The sequence below is a fragment of the Clostridium sp. CTA-1 genome (genome assembly GCF_054768215.1).
This window is the reverse complement of sequence record NZ_BAAAAP010000022.1, coordinates 1-19,472: the sequence shown is the minus strand read 5'-3', so window position 1 is coordinate 19,472 and position 19,472 is coordinate 1. Positions and strand designations below refer to the sequence as shown.

Annotated in this window: 21 protein-coding genes; 16 read left to right on the top strand and 5 right to left on the bottom strand. The window is 27.1% G+C overall.

The genetic code is table 11. The annotated features are described in order from the left end of the window. Positions 1-68: 68 nt before the first annotated feature. Positions 69-824 (bottom strand): glycerophosphodiester phosphodiesterase, encoded by a 756-nt coding sequence (locus ACYUEW_RS15065; RefSeq protein ID WP_460277116.1) that lies wholly within the window; start codon positions 822-824, stop codon positions 69-71. A gap of 129 nt (positions 825-953) precedes the next feature. Between ACYUEW_RS15065 and ACYUEW_RS15060 the strand changes: the two genes are divergently transcribed. From ACYUEW_RS15060 to ACYUEW_RS14990, 15 genes are all read left to right on the top strand, one after another. Further along, on the top strand, positions 954-1,319 hold the full coding sequence (locus ACYUEW_RS15060) for a hypothetical protein (protein WP_085333947.1): 366 nt from the start codon (positions 954-956) through the stop codon (positions 1,317-1,319). A gap of 12 nt (positions 1,320-1,331) precedes the next feature. Then, on the top strand, positions 1,332-1,826 hold the full coding sequence (locus tag ACYUEW_RS15055) for a metallophosphoesterase (protein WP_085333948.1): 495 nt from the start codon (positions 1,332-1,334) through the stop codon (positions 1,824-1,826). 207 nt (positions 1,827-2,033) lie between these two features. Then, positions 2,034-2,795, top strand: coding sequence for a prolipoprotein diacylglyceryl transferase (gene lgt / locus ACYUEW_RS15050; protein WP_096045258.1), 762 nt, complete (start codon positions 2,034-2,036; stop codon positions 2,793-2,795). Positions 2,796-2,933: 138 nt separating this feature from the next. After that, positions 2,934-3,086, top strand: coding sequence for a small, acid-soluble spore protein, alpha/beta type (locus ACYUEW_RS15045; RefSeq protein ID WP_003483417.1), 153 nt, complete (start codon positions 2,934-2,936; stop codon positions 3,084-3,086). Between the two features lie 67 nt (positions 3,087-3,153). Next, complete coding sequence (locus ACYUEW_RS15040) at positions 3,154-4,050, top strand: HD domain-containing protein (protein ID WP_460277113.1); 897 nt, start codon at positions 3,154-3,156, stop codon at positions 4,048-4,050. Positions 4,051-4,290: 240 nt separating this feature from the next. Then, a complete protein-coding gene (locus ACYUEW_RS15035; RefSeq protein ID WP_003483421.1) occupies positions 4,291-5,583 on the top strand; it encodes an NCS2 family permease in 1,293 nt (430 codons plus the stop codon). Between the two features lie 268 nt (positions 5,584-5,851). Continuing rightward, a complete protein-coding gene (locus tag ACYUEW_RS15030; RefSeq protein ID WP_003483424.1) occupies positions 5,852-6,949 on the top strand; it encodes a GIY-YIG nuclease family protein in 1,098 nt (365 codons plus the stop codon). Positions 6,950-6,992: 43 nt separating this feature from the next. Beyond that, positions 6,993-7,211 carry a hypothetical protein gene (locus ACYUEW_RS15025; RefSeq protein WP_003483426.1) on the top strand — a complete coding sequence of 73 codons (219 nt, stop codon included), beginning with the start codon at positions 6,993-6,995 and terminating at the stop codon, positions 7,209-7,211. Positions 7,212-7,628: 417 nt separating this feature from the next. Then, complete coding sequence (locus ACYUEW_RS15020; RefSeq protein WP_003483427.1) at positions 7,629-8,411, top strand: short-chain-enoyl-CoA hydratase; 783 nt, start codon at positions 7,629-7,631, stop codon at positions 8,409-8,411. 19 nt (positions 8,412-8,430) lie between these two features. After that, on the top strand, positions 8,431-9,261 hold the full coding sequence (locus tag ACYUEW_RS15015) for a 3-hydroxybutyryl-CoA dehydrogenase (RefSeq protein ID WP_003483429.1): 831 nt from the start codon (positions 8,431-8,433) through the stop codon (positions 9,259-9,261). Positions 9,262-9,285: 24 nt separating this feature from the next. Next, the gene (locus ACYUEW_RS15010; RefSeq protein WP_003483430.1) at positions 9,286-10,464 is read left to right on the top strand and encodes an acetyl-CoA C-acetyltransferase; all 1,179 of its coding nucleotides are present in this window, start codon (positions 9,286-9,288) and stop codon (positions 10,462-10,464) included. A gap of 193 nt (positions 10,465-10,657) precedes the next feature. Next, positions 10,658-11,797, top strand: a complete 1,140-nt coding sequence (locus ACYUEW_RS15005) for an acyl-CoA dehydrogenase (RefSeq protein ID WP_043032537.1) — start codon at positions 10,658-10,660, stop codon at positions 11,795-11,797. Positions 11,798-11,808: 11 nt separating this feature from the next. Next, positions 11,809-12,588: an electron transfer flavoprotein subunit beta/FixA family protein gene (locus ACYUEW_RS15000; protein WP_003483434.1), complete on the top strand. Its 780-nt coding sequence runs from the start codon at positions 11,809-11,811 to the stop codon at positions 12,586-12,588. A 15-nt stretch (positions 12,589-12,603) separates the two neighbouring features. Then, the gene (locus ACYUEW_RS14995; RefSeq protein WP_003483436.1) at positions 12,604-13,608 is read left to right on the top strand and encodes an electron transfer flavoprotein subunit alpha/FixB family protein; all 1,005 of its coding nucleotides are present in this window, start codon (positions 12,604-12,606) and stop codon (positions 13,606-13,608) included. A 358-nt stretch (positions 13,609-13,966) separates the two neighbouring features. Continuing rightward, positions 13,967-15,592: a sigma-54 interaction domain-containing protein gene (locus tag ACYUEW_RS14990; RefSeq protein WP_003483438.1), complete on the top strand. Its 1,626-nt coding sequence runs from the start codon at positions 13,967-13,969 to the stop codon at positions 15,590-15,592. Positions 15,593-15,676: 84 nt separating this feature from the next. Here the strand turns inward: ACYUEW_RS14990 and ACYUEW_RS14985 are convergent, their stop codons facing one another. The 3 genes from ACYUEW_RS14985 to ACYUEW_RS14975 are packed head-to-tail and all read right to left on the bottom strand — an operon-like array spanning position 15,677 to position 18,625. After that, positions 15,677-16,651: an acyl-CoA dehydratase activase gene (locus ACYUEW_RS14985; RefSeq protein WP_085333952.1), complete on the bottom strand. Its 975-nt coding sequence runs from the start codon at positions 16,649-16,651 to the stop codon at positions 15,677-15,679. Beyond that, on the bottom strand, positions 16,632-17,729 hold the full coding sequence (locus tag ACYUEW_RS14980; RefSeq protein ID WP_042384268.1) for a 2-hydroxyglutaryl-CoA dehydratase: 1,098 nt from the start codon (positions 17,727-17,729) through the stop codon (positions 16,632-16,634). The genes ACYUEW_RS14985 and ACYUEW_RS14980 overlap by 20 nt, the downstream gene beginning before the upstream one ends. 2 nt (positions 17,730-17,731) lie before the next feature. Next, positions 17,732-18,625 carry an acyl-CoA dehydratase activase-related protein gene (locus ACYUEW_RS14975; protein WP_003483443.1) on the bottom strand — a complete coding sequence of 298 codons (894 nt, stop codon included), beginning with the start codon at positions 18,623-18,625 and terminating at the stop codon, positions 17,732-17,734. Between the two features lie 242 nt (positions 18,626-18,867). Between ACYUEW_RS14975 and ACYUEW_RS14970 the strand changes: the two genes are divergently transcribed. Continuing rightward, on the top strand, positions 18,868-19,062 hold the full coding sequence (locus ACYUEW_RS14970; protein ID WP_030036802.1) for a ferredoxin: 195 nt from the start codon (positions 18,868-18,870) through the stop codon (positions 19,060-19,062). A 177-nt stretch (positions 19,063-19,239) separates the two neighbouring features. Here the strand turns inward: ACYUEW_RS14970 and ACYUEW_RS14965 are convergent. Beyond that, positions 19,240-19,472 (bottom strand): ornithine cyclodeaminase family domain (locus ACYUEW_RS14965; protein ID WP_458249815.1); only part of this gene is annotated, 233 nt, incomplete at its 5' end.

Sequence of the window (19,472 nt, the reverse complement as noted above, 5' to 3'; positions counted from 1 at the left end):
AAAGGCCTTTCTTTAGTCGGATTTTACATGAATTAGATTTATTAGAGAAAGACCTTTTTATATAATTTTTACTTAAATTTTATAAAGTTAAAGGGATTATATTTAAATAAGTTTAATAATTGTGGTTTATTAGTTATAATGCCATCAACTTTATGTTTAATCATGTATGCCATATCATCCTTTCTATCTACTGTGAAAGTTAGTATTTTTAAATTATTTTTTTTAAAAGTATCAATATTATTTTGTGAAAGTAGTTTAATATAATTTACATCCATGCATAGATAATCTATTTTTAATTTTTTTTTCATGTCTAAAGGGTTAGTTTGAAGGAAGAAAACTAAAAGACCTGTTTTAATATCCTTGCAAATTTCTTTGCATTTTAAAACCGACATTGGATTAAAAGATGTTATTATAGTTTTTTTCTCATAGTTATAATTTTGTATCATAGTTATCACATTTTTTTCTATTCCAGGTTCCCATTGCTTAATTTCTACATCAAGTAAAATGTTAGAAGGAACTATTAAATCTAATGCTTCTTTAAGAGTAGGGATTTTAGAGTATTTAAATTTATTACTAAAATGGCTTCCAGCATCTAATTTCTTTATTTCATTAAGGGTTAAATTTCTAACGGATCCAGTACCATTAGTAGTCCTATCTAAAAATTCATCATGTATAACTATTAATTGATTGTCTCTTGTCATATGAACATCTAGTTCTATTCCATCACATTTCAGCTCTATAGCCTTCTTAAAGCTTTCTAAGGTGTTTTCTGGAGCTAAAGAACTAGCACCCCGATGAGCTATGTTAAGTGGAAAAATTTTCATTATTACCTCTCTTTCCTATTTTTCTATAATATTATTAATATATTATATGATTAACATCATTTTTATGATTAATTATTTGTACATTAAAGTTTGATAACTCATATTATAGAATTACAAAGGGGGGATATAATGACTTTTAAAAATAAATTTTCTAAAATAAAAGACAATATCCAAAAGGAAGGATATAACTTAAAAGAAAAATCAGAGAATGTATATGAGGCTTCGAAAATAACATTTAAAATAAAATCTTTACAAGAAGAGATAGATTATTATTATAAAAGAATAGGAAAAAGAGTATATAAAAAATATAACAAGGGGAAGAATGTAGAGGAAGATTATAAAAAACATTGTAAATCAATAGAAAAAATAAAAAAGGAAGTAAAAGAATTAGAAGAAAAAAGATTAAAATATAGTGACAAAAAATTATGTAAGCACTGCGGAAAGGAAATTTATTTGTATTCTGATTTTTGTAACCATTGTGGTAAAGAGCAGTAGGAAGGTGATATTATCAAAATAGGTGTTGTATCAGATACTCATATGGATAAGCATACTAGTAAAATAGAGAAACTTATAGATAAATGTTTTAAAGATGTAGATTTAATAATTCATTTAGGAGATTTTACTTCCCCAAGGGTTTTAGAAAAAATAAAGAAAAAGAAAAAAGTTATAGGAGTTTGGGGAAACAATGATAGAAGTGGATTAAGACAAGAGTTAAAGGAAAAAGAAATAGTTACTTTAGATGGATATAAGATAGGCTTGTTTCATGGTCATGGAACAGAAAAAAATACATTAGATAGAATTTATAATATTTTTAAAGATGACAATGTAGATATTATATTATTTGGACATAGTCACCAACCTATGATAAAAACTAAAAATAAAACTCTTATTATAAATCCAGGATCACCAAGTAAAAAAATAAGAGAAAGATGGTTTTCTTATGTGGTTTTAAGTCTAAAAAAAGATAAAATAGAAGCTAAAATTTGTTTTTATAATAAGTAAGTAAAATATTATAACATTTCCTTGGAAATAATTAAATATTTGTAGTATTTTATAAAAATTTTAAAAAGGATAATAAGGTTAGAGTTTAATAAATATTAATTTTATGATTAAAATTAATATTTATTAAATTTTAATTATAAAATTTTTATTCATATGGTATTTATAGTATAATTACCATATAAAATATATAGAATAAAGGTGATATAAATGAATCCAATAGCATTTCATGTAGGAAATTTAGCAATTAGGTGGTATGGTGTAATAATATCTATAGGAGCAGCTTTAGGGTTAATATTGGCTATGTATAGTTGTAAAATAAGAGAGGCAAGTTATGATGAATTCATAAATATGTTTTTAATAGCTTTTCCATCAGCTATTATAGGAGCTAGATTATATTATGTAATTTTTGAATTTGAGGATTATAAGGATAATTTAATTAATATTTTTAACATAAGACAGGGTGGTTTAGCAATTCATGGAGGAATAATTTTTGGAGTATTGGCAGTATATATATACCTAAAATACAGAAAAGAAAGTTTCTTTAAATATGTAGATGTGGCTGCCCCTTCTATAATACTAGGTCAAGCTATTGGAAGGTGGGGAAATTTTTTTAATTCAGAAGCTCATGGAGGACCTGTTACAAAAGAATTTATAAGTAAATTTCCCCAGTTTATACAAAAAGGAATGTTTATTGAGGGGACTTACTATCATCCAACATTTTTGTATGAATCAATTTGGAACTTTATAGTATGCATTTTTCTTATTTATCTTTTAAAAAAGACAAGAAAGAAAGGTATAGTTTTTATGGCTTACATAGGATTATATTCTTTAGGAAGATTTTTTATAGAGGGGTTAAGAACAGATAGTTTATATTTGGGATCTATAAGAGTAGCACAATTGATGAGTATAGCAGGTATAATTTTGTCTATATTTTTTATATACAATATTATGAAAAAAGAAGAGAAATAATGATAAATTAGTAGTTTTGAATGATATAATCTAAAATAAACCTTATTTAAAATTTATTTTGTTATACTTCTAATATATTTACTAATAGTGGTTAAAATAAACATATAAAAACTATTATTATATGGGAGGTATAATAATATGGCACATAAGAATAATAAAAATAGTAAAAATAATAAAAAAGTAGGACAAAAGACTAAAAAGGAATTAGCTAAAATGAAAATAGAAACCTCAAATGAGCTGGGAGTTTCTAATGAATCTAAAAAATTAGGGAAGAATAAAAAAAGTAAATAAGATAAAAATAAAGGTGATTTTATATTACCTTTATTTTTTTACAAAATATAAAAGGAGAGCTGAAACAATGAAAAAAATATACATAAAAGAAGTAAAGCCCGGTGAAAAAATAAATTCTCAGTTTATGATACTAAAAAAAATATATAAAGATGGAGATAGCATTATAGCTTATATAGGAGATAGAACTGGAGATATTAAAGTTAAAATTTTAGATAAAAAAGCTGTTCTAGATGCAGGAGATGTTATAGAATGTAGTTTTATATTTTCTAATAACAGTGAGATATTAAATTTTAAAAAAATGGAAAAATTTTTATTGGAAGATTTTTTACCTACTGTAGATAGACCTATAGAAGAAATAATGAATGAAATAGAAGAAATATCAAAAGATGAATTTAAGAGCAAGGAGTGTATAGAACTAAATAATTATTTTTTTAAAGATGAAGAATTTTTAGAGAAATTTAAAAGAGGAATAGGTGGAGTAAGTCAACATCATAATTATATAGGCGGATTAGCGGAGCATACATTGAATGTAATGTATTTAGCTAAAATGTTATGTTATAGATATAATGTTAAGAATAAAGAATTAGCTATATTAGCAGCTAAACTTCATGATATAGGGAAAACAGAAGAATTAAGTACCAGTGGTCCTTTTACTTATACATTAAAAGGAGAAATGGAAGGACATATAGTTATAGGGGTAGAAATGCTTCAAAGAGCATTTAATTATAATGTAAAAGCATATAGTGAAGATTTCAAACAAAGAGTAAAAGCCTGTATAATTCAGCATCATGGAAAAGTAGAATATGGTTCTCCAAGATCGCCTAAATTAGAAGAAAGTTATGTTGTTCATTATGCAGATTATATAGATGCTAATATGAATAAAATTGCTATAGTAAAAAAGGATGTAAAGGAAAATACTTGGAGTCAATATGACAGAAGAATTGAAGGAAAGATATATGTGTAATATATTAAAAATATAGTAATATTCAATATACAAAGATATCTAATATTTCATATTTTTTTGCTGTTGATAGGATTGTTTTATCAACAGTTTTTATTTTTTCAAATTTAAATAATATTCATTTATATAAAAATAATAACAAAGAAAACACTGCTAATGTTCGTATTTTTCATTGACTTTGAAATAAGTATTTGATACTATTTATTAGTGTCAAAAAAAGAAGAAAAATAGAAGGTGAACTATATGGAAAACTATTTTAAGTTAAAAGAAAATGATACAACTTTTAAAACTGAAATATTGGCAGGTATAACTACTTTTATGACTATGGCTTATATTTTAGTAGTAAATCCAGGGATTTTATCTCAGGCAGGTATGGACTTTGGAGCAGTATTTACAGCTACTGCTTTATCAGCAGCTTTGGCTACAATGTTAACAGGTTTATACGCCAAATTACCTTTTGCTCAAGCACCTGGAATGGGATTGAATGCATTTTTTGCTTTTACCATAGTTAAACAAATGGGATATTCTTGGGAATTTGCTTTAACAGCAGTGTTTTTAGAAGGAATAATATTTATATTATTAACAGCATTTAATGTTCGTGAGGCTATAGTAAATTCAATACCAAATAATATAAAGAAATCTATATCTGTTGGTATAGGATTGTTAATAGCTTTTATAGGGTTAGATAATGCTCATGTAGTAATTCATCCTAAAGATGGAGGAACTATAGTAGCTTTGGGGAATATAACCAGTGGAGATGCATTATTAGCTATTATAGGTATATTAATAACTGGGATTTTGTTAGCTAAAAATATAAGAGGAGCTCTCTTAATAGGTATAGTTATTACTACATTAATAGGGATACCTATGGGTATAACTAAAGTTCCAACAAGTTTTTTTAGTATGCCACCAAGTTTAAGTCCAATATTTTTAAAGTTTGAATGGCATAATATATTTACTCCTAATATGTTTATTGCGTTGTTTACATTATTATTTATGGATATGTTTGATACAGTAGGAACATTAGTAGGGGTAGCTACTAAAGCAAAGATGTTAGATGAAAATGGTAATGTGCCAAGAGTTAAAGAAGCTCTATTTTGTGATGCTATAGGAACTACCTTAGGAGCTTGTTTAGGCACAAGTACCGTTAGTACTTTTGTAGAGAGTGCATCTGGAGTAGCAGAGGGTGGAAGAACAGGATTAACAGCAGTATCTACAGCAACTATGTTCTTAATAGCACTATTTATATCACCACTATTTATAATGATACCAGCACCAGCTACAGCTCCATCATTAATATTAGTTGGATTATTTATGATGTCTCCTATAAAAGAAATAGAGTTAGAAGATTTTACAGAAGCTATTCCAGCCTTTCTAACTATAATAATGATGCCATTATCTTATAGTATATCAGATGGTATAGTTTTTGGTGTAGTTTCTTATATAGTAATAAAAACATTAACTGGAAAAGTTAAGGATGTAAGCTTAACTACATTCATAGTAGGAGCATTATTTGTACTAAAATTCTTTATATAAATTCTTATATTAATTAGTAATTGATATTTTAATAAAGAGCTATTAATTTATAAATTATAAAATGTATTTTTTAGAGTAGACAATTAAAAAATCTACCCTGTAGAGTACATTTTAAATTGAACTTAAATTAATAGCTTTTTATTATTGAAAAAATTACGATAAATATATGATTATATTATCTTGGTTAGATAGTTGCAGATTAAAAAAATTGTATTTACATGTAGTTATATATTATAATATTAATTAATTTATATATGGAGTTGGTATATTGAATTTAAAAGATAAAGCTAAATTATTGCCACAGTCACCGGGAATATATATTATGAGAGATTCTTTAAGTAATATAATATATGTTGGTAAATCTAAAAATTTAAGAAAAAGAGTATACAGTTATTTTATAAAATCAAATAATATTACTTCTAAAGTTGAAAAATTAGTAAAAAATATTAAAGATTTTCAATATATATGTACTGATACAGAATTAGAAGCTTTATTACTAGAATGTACTTTTATAAAACATATAAAACCTCAATATAACAGATTGATGAAAAATCATGAAAGATATGTTTATATACAAATAAATATTGAAGACAAATATCCTATAATTAAAGTAGTTTCAGAAATAATAGATGATGATTTATTATATTATGGACCTTTTATAAGCTATAATAGAATTTTAAAATTTATAGAGGGTTTAAATGAAATTTTACCTTTAATAAAATGCAATAATTATCTAAAGCATAAATCAACTTGTATAAACTATGCTATAGGAAAATGTGAAGGACCTTGTATTGAAAGTATAAGTTCTAAACAATATAAAAAATACGTAGACAAAGTTATAAGTTTTTTTCAGGGAGAAAAAGATTTAATTATTTTATTAGAAAAAGCTATGATAGAGCATTCTCAAACTCTAGAGTTTGAAAAAGCTAAAATATTTAAAGAGTATATAGATGTATTTAGTAGTGTGTTTCAGGAATATAAACATATCATTCCATTAAATAATTATAATAAATTTATTATAATTGATGCTACAAGAAAGAATATATTTAAAGTGATTTTTATAAATAATCATAATATAGAGTACATTGATACTATAACTATAGATAATATATCTAAAGAAAATTTAGAAGAATATTTTAAGAATATATATTTAGGATTTTATTTAATAAATTATAATAATAAATCAAAAAATATTGTAAACAAAGAATTTATAGATTATGTGCATATAATATTTTCATATATAAATATGAAAAAGGAAGATATAGTATACAGTAATATAGAACAAGATGATAATGTTTGTGATTTAGGAGAAAAATCCTTAAAATGGTCTAATTATATGATTGATAAATTAAATAAATTTATATAAAATATTATTAATAAAATATAAAATAGGATTAGGGGAGAAGAAGATGCCAATAGTTATAAGTAAAGAAAAAGATGATGACGATAGGCTCTATGTAACTTTTAATTATACTCATAATAGGGTAGAGAGAATAAAGAAAATAGAAGGGCACAAGTGGAATGCTATAAAAAAACATTGGAGTATTCCTAATAACAGAGAAACAATTGATAAAATAGTTTTAACTTTTTATGATGAAGAAGTGATGTTAGACGCATCTTTAATATAAAAATTTTTAAAATAACTTAGAATAAATATATTTATTCTAAGTTATTTTTTTATAGAAAAATAATTGTATAATAAATAAATTTATTGTGATTTTTATAGTAATAACTTAGTTATTTTTTTGTTATTCAATAAAACAGTATATGTAAAAAAGATAAACATGTAATAAATATATACAAAGGCTTATTGAATGGCTGTATATCAAGATATATATATAATTATATCAGTAAAACTAAAGAAGTGTATACATTGTATACAACTTAAAACATGAAAATTAAAGATTTTATAGATAAATTTTTATCATAAATATATTGGAAAATAGGCTATCATTGTTAAAATAATAGCTATCAATTCTGAATAAAAAATAAATTCCATATGCTGGCACGAAAGTTGCTTCTTATAAAAATAAGGGGGTGGTTAAGTGGAAAGTAAAAATATCTTATTAGATAAAAAAAATCATATTGCTATTTTAAGTTTAAATAGAGAATCTGTACTTAATGCTTTAAACACTCAGGTATTAAAAGAAATTAATACAATTTTAGATGATATAGAAAATGATGAAGATATTTATGTAGTTATAGTAACTGGAAAAGGAAAGGCCTTTATAGCTGGAGCTGATATCTCAGAAATGAAAGATAAAACTCCTAAGGAAGGAAGAATATTTGGAGAATTAGGACAGAACATATGTAGAAAAATAGAAACCATGGAAAAGCCAACTATAGCGGCCGTAAATGGATATGCTTTAGGCGGTGGATGTGAATTAGCAATGAGTTGCGACATAAGAATAGCTTCAGAAAAAGCTAAATTCGGTCAACCAGAAGTAGGTTTGGGAATAACTCCAGGATTCGGGGGAACACAAAGGCTTTCACGCTTAGTAGGGTTAAGTAAGGCAAAGGAATTGATACTTACCACAGATATTATAAAATCTGAGGAAGCATTAAATATAGGGCTTGTTAATAAAGTAGTACCAGCAGAAAGCTTATTAGAAGAAGCAATAACGTTGGCAGAAAAAATAGCATTTAAACCTCAATCTGCCATAAGATATGCTAAATCAGCAATAAATAGGGGTTATGAAACAGATATTGAAACAGGAATGGTAATTGAGAAAGATGTATTTGGTTTATGTTTTGCAACAGAAGACCAAAAAGAAGGAATGGAAGCTTTTTTAGAAAAAAGAAAACCAAATTTTATTAATAAATATTAAATTTTAAGGGGGTATAAAAATGAAAGTATTTATTTTAGGCGGAGGAACAATGGGAGCAGGCATCGTTGAAGTTTTTGCTAAAGCTGGCCATGAAGTTGTTTTAAAAAGATTCGTTGGTAGGGGAATGGATAAAATAATAAAAAGCTTTGATAAGCAAGTTAAAAAAGGAAAAATGACAGAAGAAGAAAAAAATGATTGCATCAAGAGAATAACAGTTACAACAGATATGGATTTAGCTAAAGATGCTGATCTAGTTGTTGAAGCATCTAAAGAAGATATGGAAATGAAAAAAGATATATTTAGTCAATTAGATAAGATTTGCAAACCAGAAGCTATATTTGCAACAAATACATCTTCTTTATCAATAACAACAATTGCTAGTAGTACAAATAGACCAGATAAAGTAATAGGAATGCATTTCTTTAATCCAGCTCCTGTAATGAAATTAATAGAAGTAATAAAAGGAATAGCAACTTCAGAAGAAACTAAAAACACTGTAATTGAAATATCAAAGAAATTAGGAAAGGAACCAGTAGAAGTAGAGGAGGCACCAGGATTTGTAGTTAATAGAATGCTTATACCTATGATAAATGAAGCTATTGGTATATATGCAGAAGGAATTGCTACTGTTGAGGATATAGATTTAGCTATGAAATTAGGAGCTAATCATCCTATTGGACCATTAGCTTTAGCAGATTTAATTGGTAATGATGTATGTTTAGCAATAATGGATGTATTACACTCTGAATTTGGAGATTCAAAATATAGACCTCATCCATTACTAATAAAAATGGTTAGAGGAAATTTATTAGGAAGAAAAACAGGAAAAGGATTTTATGAATATAAATAATAATTAAATTTGGGGGTATGGAAAATGAAAAATGTTGTTATTGCTAGTGCTGTAAGAACACCTATAGGAAAATTTGGAGGAACATTAAAAAGTGTTTCAGCTATAGAATTAGGAAGTATTGTTATTAAAGAAGCTTTAAAAAGAGCTAATGTAAAACCAGAAGATGTTGATGAGGTTATAATGGGTAATGTACTTCAAGCAGGTCTTGGTCAAAACTCAACAAGACAATCTGCAGTAGCAGCAGGTATACCAGTAGAAGTACCAAGCTTTACAATAAATAAGGTTTGTGGTTCAGGACTTAGAGCAGTAAGTTTAGCAACTCAATTAATAAAACTTGGAGATGACGATATAGTAGTAGCAGGTGGTACAGAAAATATGTCTGCAGCTCCATATCTTTTAGAAAAAGCAAGATGGGGACAGAGAATGGGCGATGGAAAAATTGTAGACGAGATGATAAGAGATGGACTATGGGAATCTTTTAATGACTATCATATGGGAATTACAGCTGAAAATATAGCAGAGCAATGGGGAATAACAAGAGAAGAGCAAGACGAATTTTCAGCTAAATCACAACAAAAAGCAGAGAAAGCTGTAAAAGAAGGAAGATTTAAAGAGGAAATAGTACCAGTAGTTATTAAAAGTAGAAAAGGCGAAATAGTATTTGATACTGATGAATTTCCTAGATTTGGTGCTACTAAAGAGAGCCTTTCTAAATTAAAACCAGCTTTCAAAAAAGATGGAACAGTTACAGCTGGTAATGCTTCAGGTATAAATGATGGAGCAGCTGCTTTAGTTATCATGAGTGAAGAAAAGGCAAATGAATTAGGAATTAAACCTTTAGCTAAAATAGTTGCTTATGGTACAAGTGGAGTAGATCCAAAGATAATGGGGTATGGACCATTTTATGCAACTAAAAAAACTTTAGAAAAAGCGAACCTAAAAATAGCAGATATGGATTTAATAGAAGCAAATGAAGCTTTTGCAGCTCAAAGTTTAGCAGTAGCTAAAGATCTAGGTTTTGATATGGATAAAGTAAATGTAAATGGTGGAGCTATAGCTTTAGGACATCCAATTGGATGCTCAGGGGCTAGAATATTAACTACTTTATTATATGAAATGGAAAAAAGAGATTCAAAACATGGCTTAGCTACCTTATGTATAGGCGGTGGAATGGGAACAGCTATTATTGTTGAAAGATATTAATATATTTTTATTAAAGATATATAATTACTAGCTTAATAATATAATACAATTTATAAGATAACATTAACATTGCATCATTAAAATAGATTTATTTTAATGATGCAATTAAATATAATACAAATTTTTTATTATGATTTTAATATTAAAGCTTTATAGCTAAAATAAAGTTTCAGAAATAATAGGGGGATTAAATATGGAATTTGGTTTATCACAAGAACAAAAGCTTGTTAAGCAGATGCTAATGGAATTTGTAGAAAATGAAGTGGAACCAATAGCTGCTGATATAGATAAAACAGAGAGATATCCAATTGAAACAGTAGAAAAAATGGCTAAATATGGAATGATGGGAATGCCATTTCCAAAGGAATATGGAGGAGCTGGCACTGATTATTTAAGCTATGTTATAGCAGTAGAAGAACTTGCAAAAGAATGTGCAACTACATCTGTTATTTTATCAGCACATACATCTTTATGTTGCGCTCCAATATTTGAATTTGGGACAGAAGAGCAAAAGAAAAAATATTTACCAGATCTTTTAAGCGGTGAAAAAATAGGTGCTTTTGGTTTAACAGAACCTAATGCTGGTACAGATGCATCTGCTCAACAAAGTGTAGCTGTTTTAGAAGGAGATCATTATATATTAAATGGATCAAAAATATTTATAACTAATGGTGGAGCAGCAGATACATTTGTAATATTTGCTATGACAGATAGAAGTAAGGGTGTTAAAGGAATTTCTGCATTTATATTAGAAAAAGAAATGTCTGGATTTAGCATTGGTAAGACAGAAGATAAAATGGGAATAAGAGCATCATCGACTACTGAACTTATATTTGAAGATGTAAAAGTTCCGAAAGAAAATTTACTTGGTAAAGAAGGAAAAGGATTTGGTATAGCCATGAAAACTTTAGATGGCGGAAGAATTGGAATAGCAGCTCAAGCATTAGGAATAGCAGAAGGAGCTTTAGATCACGCTGTTGCATATATGAAAGAAAGAAAACAATTCGGTAAAAATCTTACTAAATTTCAAGGCTTACAATGGTATATAGCAGATATGAAAGTGAGAGTAGAAGCTGCTAAATATCTTGTTTACAAATCAGCATGGAAAAAATCTACAGGAGAAAATTACACAATGGATGCAGCTGAGGCTAAACTGTATGCAGCTGAAACAGCTATGTATGTAACAAATAAATCTCTACAAGTATTGGGTGGATATGGATACACTAAAGATTATCCATTAGAAAGAATGTTAAGAGATGCTAGAATAACTGAAATATATGAAGGAACTTCAGAAGTACAAAAAATGGTTATAGCTAATAACTTATTACACTAGGAGGAGTTTATATGAATATAGTTGTTTGTTTGAAACAAGTACCAGATACAAATGAAGTTAAGATAGATCCCATAAAAGGAACTTTAATAAGAGAAGGGGTTCCATCTATTATAAATCCCGATGATAAAAATGCTTTAGAGGAAGCTTTAATATTAAAAGAAAATAATGGTGCAAGAGTTACTGTAATAAGTATGGGACCACCACAAGCTAAAGATGCATTGAGAGAAGCTTTAGCTATGGGAGCTGATGAGGCAATACTTATATCAGATAGAGCTTTTGCAGGAGCGGATACATTAGCAACATCCTATGCGCTAGCAACTGCTGCAGAAAAATTAGATTACGATATAATATTTGCAGGAAGACAAGCTATAGATGGAGATACAGCGCAAGTAGGACCAGAAATGGCTGAACATCTAAATATACCTCAAGTTACTTATGTAGAAAAAGTAGAAGTACATGATGATGAATTAGAGGTTAAAAAATCATTGGAAGATGGATATGAAATAGTATCTGTAAAAATGCCAGTACTTCTAACTGCTATAAAAGATTTAAATACTCCACGATATATGCATATGGCTAAAATATTCGAATGCTTTAATAAAGAAATAAAAGTATGGAATGCAGAGGATATTGAAGCTGACAAATCACTATTAGGGCTTTCAGGTTCACCAACTAAAGTAAAAAAATCTGTTACAAAGGAAACAAAAAGAGAAGGTGTTTTAATAAATAAGCCTTTTAAAGAAGCAGCACAATATGCAGTAGAAAAATTAAAAGAAAAACACTATATTTAGGTTGGGGGAGATATGATGAATTTATCAGATTTTAAAGGCATATGGATTTTTGCAGAGCAGAGGGAAGGAAAGCTTCAAAAAGTAGCTTTAGAGTTAATAGGTCAAGGTAAAGAGTTATCTAAAAAATTAGGAGTAGAATTGACTGCTGTTTTATTAGGTTATGATATTGATGATATACCAAGGCAGTTAATAAGTTATGGTGCAGATAAGGTATTGTATGTAAATAATCCTTTATTAAAAAATTATAATACAGATGGATATACAAAAGTTATATATGATTTAATACAAGAAAGAAAACCTGAAATATTATTAGTCGGAGCTACTTATATAGGAAGAGATTTAGCACCTAGAATTTCATCAAGATTAGGGACAGGACTTACAGCGGATTGTACAGGATTGGATATAGATAATAATACAAGGAATCTTTTAATGACAAGACCTGCTTTTGGTGGTAATTTAATGGCTACAATAATTTGTGACAGCAATAGACCTCAAATGTCTACAGTAAGACCAGGCGTTTTTCAAAAGTTAGAAAAAGATGCTAATAGAGATGGAAGTATTGAAAATATAAAAGTAAATTTAAAAGAATCAGATATAAAAATAAAAATAAAAGAAATTGTTAAATTAGCAAAAGAGATAGAAGATATAAGTGAAGCAAAAATATTGGTTTCAGGTGGAAGAGGACTTGGAAGCCCAGAAGGATTTAAATTATTAAGAGAATTGGCTGATTTAATGGGAGGAGCTATATCAGGTTCTCGTGCAGTTGTAGATAGTGGATGGATAGATAAAGCTTATCAGGTTGGACAAACAGGAAAAACAGTTAGACCTAATTTATATATAGCTTGTGGAATATCAGGAGCTATTCAGCATCTAGCAGGAATGCAAGACAGTGACTATATTATAGCTATAAATAAAGACGAATCAGCACCAATAATGCAAGTAGCAGATTTATCTATAGTAGGAGATTACAAAAAAATATTACCTTCTATGATAGATGAAATAAAAAAGATTAATAATTAGATAAAATAGTAATGGTTACTTTTAAATTTGATTATAAAATATATTGTAATCATATAAAAAAAGAATGTGAAATATAAATAATATATCACATTCTTTTTTTATTCCCATGCTATATTATATATAAATACATAATTTTTTTTAGAGAATGTTTTTGTAATTATTAGTGTTAAGGTAAATATGGTATTTAAGAAAATCAATTAATTTTTTAGACTTATTTAATTATAAAGTTATATAATTTAAATATAGATCAAGACATTTTTTTAACAATGTAAAGATATGTATTATAAAAGAATATTTGTCAAATATTGCATCAAGGTATATAATGAAGTTATAGGTAATTACTTAGGGGGTATATTCTATGTTTATGGAAGAAGACTTTAAAATTATAAGTGAAAATATTAACAAGGGTACAATTAATATCAATAATAAAAATAATGTACTATCTGATAAATATTTATTAAAAAATAAAAGTAATAATAGGCATGTGGATATATTAAAAAATAAAGAAACCCATAAAAAGATTAATAAAAATTCTAAGGTAGAAAGTAAAATAAGTATAAATGAATCAGAATGTGCAACTACTTTAGATTATAAACTATACAGCGAAATGAAAAAAGATATAAAATATTATAAATCAGTTTTAGATGTTGTTAATAAAGTACTATATACAATAAACGAATGTATAGTAGTTGTGGACGAAAATGGAATAATTATAATGATGAGTGAATGCTATAAAAAGTTTATTAATTGCAAAGATCCAGAGGGGAAATATGTGGGGGATGTTATAAAGGATACTATGTTACATAGAGTTTTAAAAACAGGGAACATAGAAAGTGGAGAAGTACAAAAAATTAATGGCAAACAAGTAATTACTATGAGGATACCATTGAAAAAAGAAGATAGAATTATTGGAGCGATAGGGAAAATAATGTTTAAAGATGTGAATGATTTTTATTTTTTATATGGAAAGTTAAATAAGTCAAAAAATACACATAAATGTTACGATAATAAATTAGAAAAAAATAGACGAGCTAAATATTTTTTTAAGGATATTGTTGGGGATTCTTCTGAAAGTAATAATATTAAAAGTTTAGCTAAGAAATCTGCAAATACAAATTCGAATGTTTTAATAGTAGGAGAAAGTGGAACAGGTAAAGAATTATATGCTCATTCAATTCATAATGCTAGTAATAGAAGATTAGGGCCTTTTATAAAAATTAACTGTGGGGCTATACCAGCTGAATTGTTAGAGTCTGAATTATTTGGATATGAAGATGGTGCTTTTACAGGAGCTAAAAAAGGGGGAAAAAAAGGAAAATTTGAGTTGGCAAATGGAGGTACTATATTTTTAGATGAAATTGGTGATATGCCAATGTGTATGCAAGTTAAGCTTCTAAGAGTCATTCAAGAAAGAGAAGTAGAAAAAGTGGGGGGCAATATACTAAAGAAAATTGATGTTAGGATAATTGCAGCTACAAATAAAAATCTTGAAAAGTTAGTCGAAAAAAATAAATTTAGAGAGGATTTATATTATAGACTTAATGTTATAAGGATTAATGTTCCATCACTAAGAGAAAGAAAAGAAGATATATTATTAATATCAGATTTTTTAGTAAAAAAAGTATCTGATAGATTAGGCATATGTATAAAAGGAATATCTAAAGAAGCTAAAGAATATTTATGTAATTATAATTGGCCAGGAAATATTAGGGAGCTTGAGAATGTAATAGAACGATCTGCAAATTTATTAGACTCAGATTTAGTTATAAAGCCAAAACATTTACCAAAAGAAATATTAAAAGGCTATATTGTAAAAGCTTCCACTAAAGAAAATAAATATTTAAAAGACATAATTTCGGAAGTAGAAAAAGAAGTTATTTGTAACTGTTTAGAAAAAAATAATGGAAATAAAAATAAAACCTCTAAGATATTAGGAATAAGTAGAGCAAATTTGTATAAAAAAATATCAGAATATAATATATAATCAGAATATAATATATAGTCTGATGCAATGTAAAACAACAGAGTTATTATTTTTATAATACTCTGTTGTTTTATATTAGATTTTTTAGGAAGATGTTTTTCTATATTCTAAGGTATTACTCCATTTACCACACCTATCACCAAAAGAACCTAATGTAATATTATTGTCCAATATTTTTACTACTTCACAAGCATTAGCACAGCCATTACATTCAAAAGTTTTAGAGATAAAATTTTTATTATATATGTCAAACCCTCTAAAATTTGTAGTAGAATTTGATTTTTCTAAATTATTTTTGGCTATTAAAGCTACTCCTATAGATCCCATTATTTTATGATGTTTAGGTACAATTATTTCATATCCTAGAGCTCTTTCAAAAGAATCTTTAATTCCTTTGTTAGAAGCTACACCACCTTGAAAAAATATTTTAGGAAGAATTTCTTTGCCTTTGCCAACATTATTTAAATAATTTCTAACTAATGCATCACAAAGGCCTCTTATTATGCTTTCTTGACTGCAACCTAATTGCTGTTTATGTATCATATCTGATTCAGCAAAAACGGCACATCTTCCAGCAATTCTTACAGAAGAAGTTGCTTTTAAAGAGTAATCACCTAAGTCTTCTATGGGTATCCCTAATCTTTCTGCTTGTCTGTCTAAAAAGGAGCCTGTTCCAGCGGCACATACCGTATTCATAGCGAAATCTGTAACTATCCCATTTCTTAGAAGTATTATTTTAGAATCTTGACCACCTATCTCTATTATTGTTTTAACATTCTTATCTAAATTTAAGGAAGCTATAGCATGAGCAGTTATTTCATTTTTTACTGCATCAGCACCTATTAAATAAGAACCTATAATCCTTCCACTACCAGTAGTACCTACAGCACCTATTTGTTTACTATCATATTTATTACTTAATTTTTTTAATCCTTCTTGTATAGTTTTTATAGGATTTCCTCTGGTTCTTAAGTACAGAGCATCAATAACATTTGAATTTTCATCAATAATTACAATATCTGTACTTACAGAACCTATATCAACTCCCATATAGTACATTTTCTTCTCTCCTTTCTAATAAATCTATAAAGGCTTCTATACGAGTTGAATAGCCTGCTTCTCCTGTCATCTCATCTACCACAAGAGACATAATAGGAAAATTTTCATTTTTAGATATAGTAGGGAGTATGGATTTAGAAACAATTTCTGGCATGCATCCTAAAGGAAAAATTTGAATAGCTCCATGAAATCCATTTTTTTTAGCAAGAACAGCTTCACCAATACATTCTCTTCCATAACCACCTATACCTAATGATAAATATTTCTTAGAAGCTTTTTTTAATGAAAGACAATCTAAATTAAGAGGGGATAAAGCGGTATTTTTTACCCACCAACTAGGATATAAAATTTTAGAAGTACAAATACCATAATCCATTAATTTATCTTCAATATAAAGATTTGAAAAAGGTTCAATTATGGTATAAATTTCTCCTATTATAGCTATTTTCAATGGATTTTTTGATTTATCAATGGGTACTTCTTTTAATTTTTTATGATGATGTTTCACTAAGCTAATCATTTCTTTAGCAGTTTTACAATTTAAAATCTGATTTTTACAATCCCAAAGAATTTTTTTTGAGTCTCCATTATTTATTTCATAACCAGCTTTTATTTTTGCCTTTTTATCTAAAGAATCCATTAAGTTTATTATTTTTAAACCATATATTAATGAAGAAAATTTTTTCGTAGAACTTACGTTACTGTGAATTGCTATTTTGTTTATTCTTGTTAAAAATTCATCTTTACCTATATCTTTAGGAGAATCTATTACTATAAAATCCAAATCATAACCTAATTTTTTTAATGTGTTCATTTGAAGTTCACAGTATTCTCCAAACCTACAAGGACCACAACTACCTGCTATTACAATAGTATCAGCACCTTCTTCTATACTTTGAATATAGTTTCCAATCATTATTTTAAAGGGAAGACATATTTCATCTGGAGAATAAAGAGAACCTATTTCTAAAGCTTTTTTATTACTAGCTTTAGGAATTATATATTTAATTCCTAAAGTATCAAAAATTGCTTTAGCTGCGTAGCAACTATTACCTAGGTGTGGAAACGTAACTTTCAAGATTAAATACACTTCCTTTCTAACATATCTGTAAAGGCCTCAATTCTAGTATGAAATCCTGCTTGGCCTGTTTGTTCATCTATCTTTAGAATTAATATAGGAAAATCCCTTAATTTATCTTTTATGAGATCTATTATTATAGAATCTATTCCACAACCGAAAGAGGATATATATATTATGCCATCTACCTTATGTTCACTACCCAAATAAGCTGCAGCTCCATAAGAATTTTTAGCGAAACTCCAAAAGGGATTTTTAAATAATTCCTTTACGTATTTGTTTTTATCATCTTCACTTACAAATTCTTCAGTTATTATACCTATATTTAAATTTTTAAGAATATTTACTATATTCATATTTACGTAATTATCATAAACATTATAAGGATGACCTAATAGTGCTATATTTAAATTAGATGATAATATGTTTATACCTGTATCATAGTTTTCTTGATTTTTTATAGCTATATTATAAGATCTAAATATTTTAGGAATATTTTTAGTTATATTTAGACCAGCCTTTAAAGCCCAATTTTTAAGGCTATATTTTGAATGATAGTAAATAGGATAAGTAATGGTTTTAGGCATATTAGGTATATTATTTATAACCATTTCTGGTAATCCACAAAACTTAGGGCATATATATTTGTTTTTTTCTATTTGCATTATTCTAGGAAGTAATATAATATCGCATTTATCTTTAATGGATGATACATGTCCATGAAAAATTTTTATAGGGAGACAAGCTTCATCCACAGAAAGTTTTACTCCATTATTTAATATATTTTTATTAGTATTTGAAGAAGTTATAATTTCGGCACCTAATTCTTCAAAAAAACTATGAAAAAAAATATTATATTTACAATAAAGTAATCCTCTTGGTATTCCTACTTTCATAAATCCTACTCCTTTAATTCATAATTCTTTTTAAATTATTGACAAATATATATTAACTATTCATATATAAAGTAATAATATTTTTTCATTTGCAGAGAATATATATAAGCCTTTATTAAAAATGTAATAATGAGAAGTATTTAAAAAAATATAAATAATAAAAGGTGATTATTTAGTATTGTTAATTATAAATTTTGAAAGGTAGGTGAAAAATCGTAGTTTTTATTTAAGCTACGATGATTATGAAAGCTTATGTAGATAAAGATACTTGTGTTGGATGTGGGTTATGTCCTAGTATATGCAGTGAAGTATTTGCAATGCAGGATGATGGAAAAGCTCATGTTATAGTAGAAAATGAGAATGTCCCTGAAGAATTGACACATTTAGCTGAAGAGGCTAGAGATTCTTGTCCTGTAGCAGCTATAGAAGTTGAATAATAAAACGAGTTTAGTTTTAAGAGACTTTTTTGTCGTATACCACTTATAAGTGGATGGTATAAAAATTTATTTAGAAATAAAAATGTGAATTTTATAAAATAATAAGAAAGATTAATATATAGTGTATAAGTAAAATTTAAAAATGAACACCTATTAATAGGTGTTCATCCTAAAAATCTATTTAACTAATGCTTTAGCTATATTTGTAATAAAGTCTTGAGCATTTGTAACTAGAGTTTTAACTTCTAGAGTACCTCTATCTGATAGTTTATTAACAGAGAATTCTTGTATATCTATAGAATAGATATATACAGGTCTAACAACACCATCTCTTACTGTGTAAGATGGAGTCATATTTCCTGAAGCTATTGTATGTAGTACTGTAGATAAACATATAAGCATTGTAGATT

Coding starts and splice junctions, on each gene's coding strand:
- ACYUEW_RS15065 (WP_460277116.1), bottom strand. CDS start 824: ATGAAAATTTTTCCACTTAACATAGCTCATCGGGGTGCTAGTTCTTTA.
- ACYUEW_RS15060 (WP_085333947.1), top strand. CDS start 954: ATGACTTTTAAAAATAAATTTTCTAAAATAAAAGACAATATCCAAAAG.
- lgt (WP_096045258.1), top strand. CDS start 2,034: ATGAATCCAATAGCATTTCATGTAGGAAATTTAGCAATTAGGTGGTAT.
- ACYUEW_RS15045 (WP_003483417.1), top strand. CDS start 2,934: ATGGCACATAAGAATAATAAAAATAGTAAAAATAATAAAAAAGTAGGA.
- ACYUEW_RS15040 (WP_460277113.1), top strand. CDS start 3,154: ATGAAAAAAATATACATAAAAGAAGTAAAGCCCGGTGAAAAAATAAAT.
- ACYUEW_RS15035 (WP_003483421.1), top strand. CDS start 4,291: ATGGAAAACTATTTTAAGTTAAAAGAAAATGATACAACTTTTAAAACT.
- ACYUEW_RS15025 (WP_003483426.1), top strand. CDS start 6,993: ATGCCAATAGTTATAAGTAAAGAAAAAGATGATGACGATAGGCTCTAT.
- ACYUEW_RS15015 (WP_003483429.1), top strand. CDS start 8,431: ATGAAAGTATTTATTTTAGGCGGAGGAACAATGGGAGCAGGCATCGTT.
- ACYUEW_RS15010 (WP_003483430.1), top strand. CDS start 9,286: ATGAAAAATGTTGTTATTGCTAGTGCTGTAAGAACACCTATAGGAAAA.
- ACYUEW_RS15005 (WP_043032537.1), top strand. CDS start 10,658: ATGGAATTTGGTTTATCACAAGAACAAAAGCTTGTTAAGCAGATGCTA.
- ACYUEW_RS15000 (WP_003483434.1), top strand. CDS start 11,809: ATGAATATAGTTGTTTGTTTGAAACAAGTACCAGATACAAATGAAGTT.
- ACYUEW_RS14995 (WP_003483436.1), top strand. CDS start 12,604: ATGAATTTATCAGATTTTAAAGGCATATGGATTTTTGCAGAGCAGAGG.
- ACYUEW_RS14990 (WP_003483438.1), top strand. CDS start 13,967: ATGTTTATGGAAGAAGACTTTAAAATTATAAGTGAAAATATTAACAAG.
- ACYUEW_RS14985 (WP_085333952.1), bottom strand. CDS start 16,651: ATGTACTATATGGGAGTTGATATAGGTTCTGTAAGTACAGATATTGTA.
- ACYUEW_RS14975 (WP_003483443.1), bottom strand. CDS start 18,625: ATGAAAGTAGGAATACCAAGAGGATTACTTTATTGTAAATATAATATT.
- ACYUEW_RS14970 (WP_030036802.1), top strand. CDS start 18,868: ATGAAAGCTTATGTAGATAAAGATACTTGTGTTGGATGTGGGTTATGT.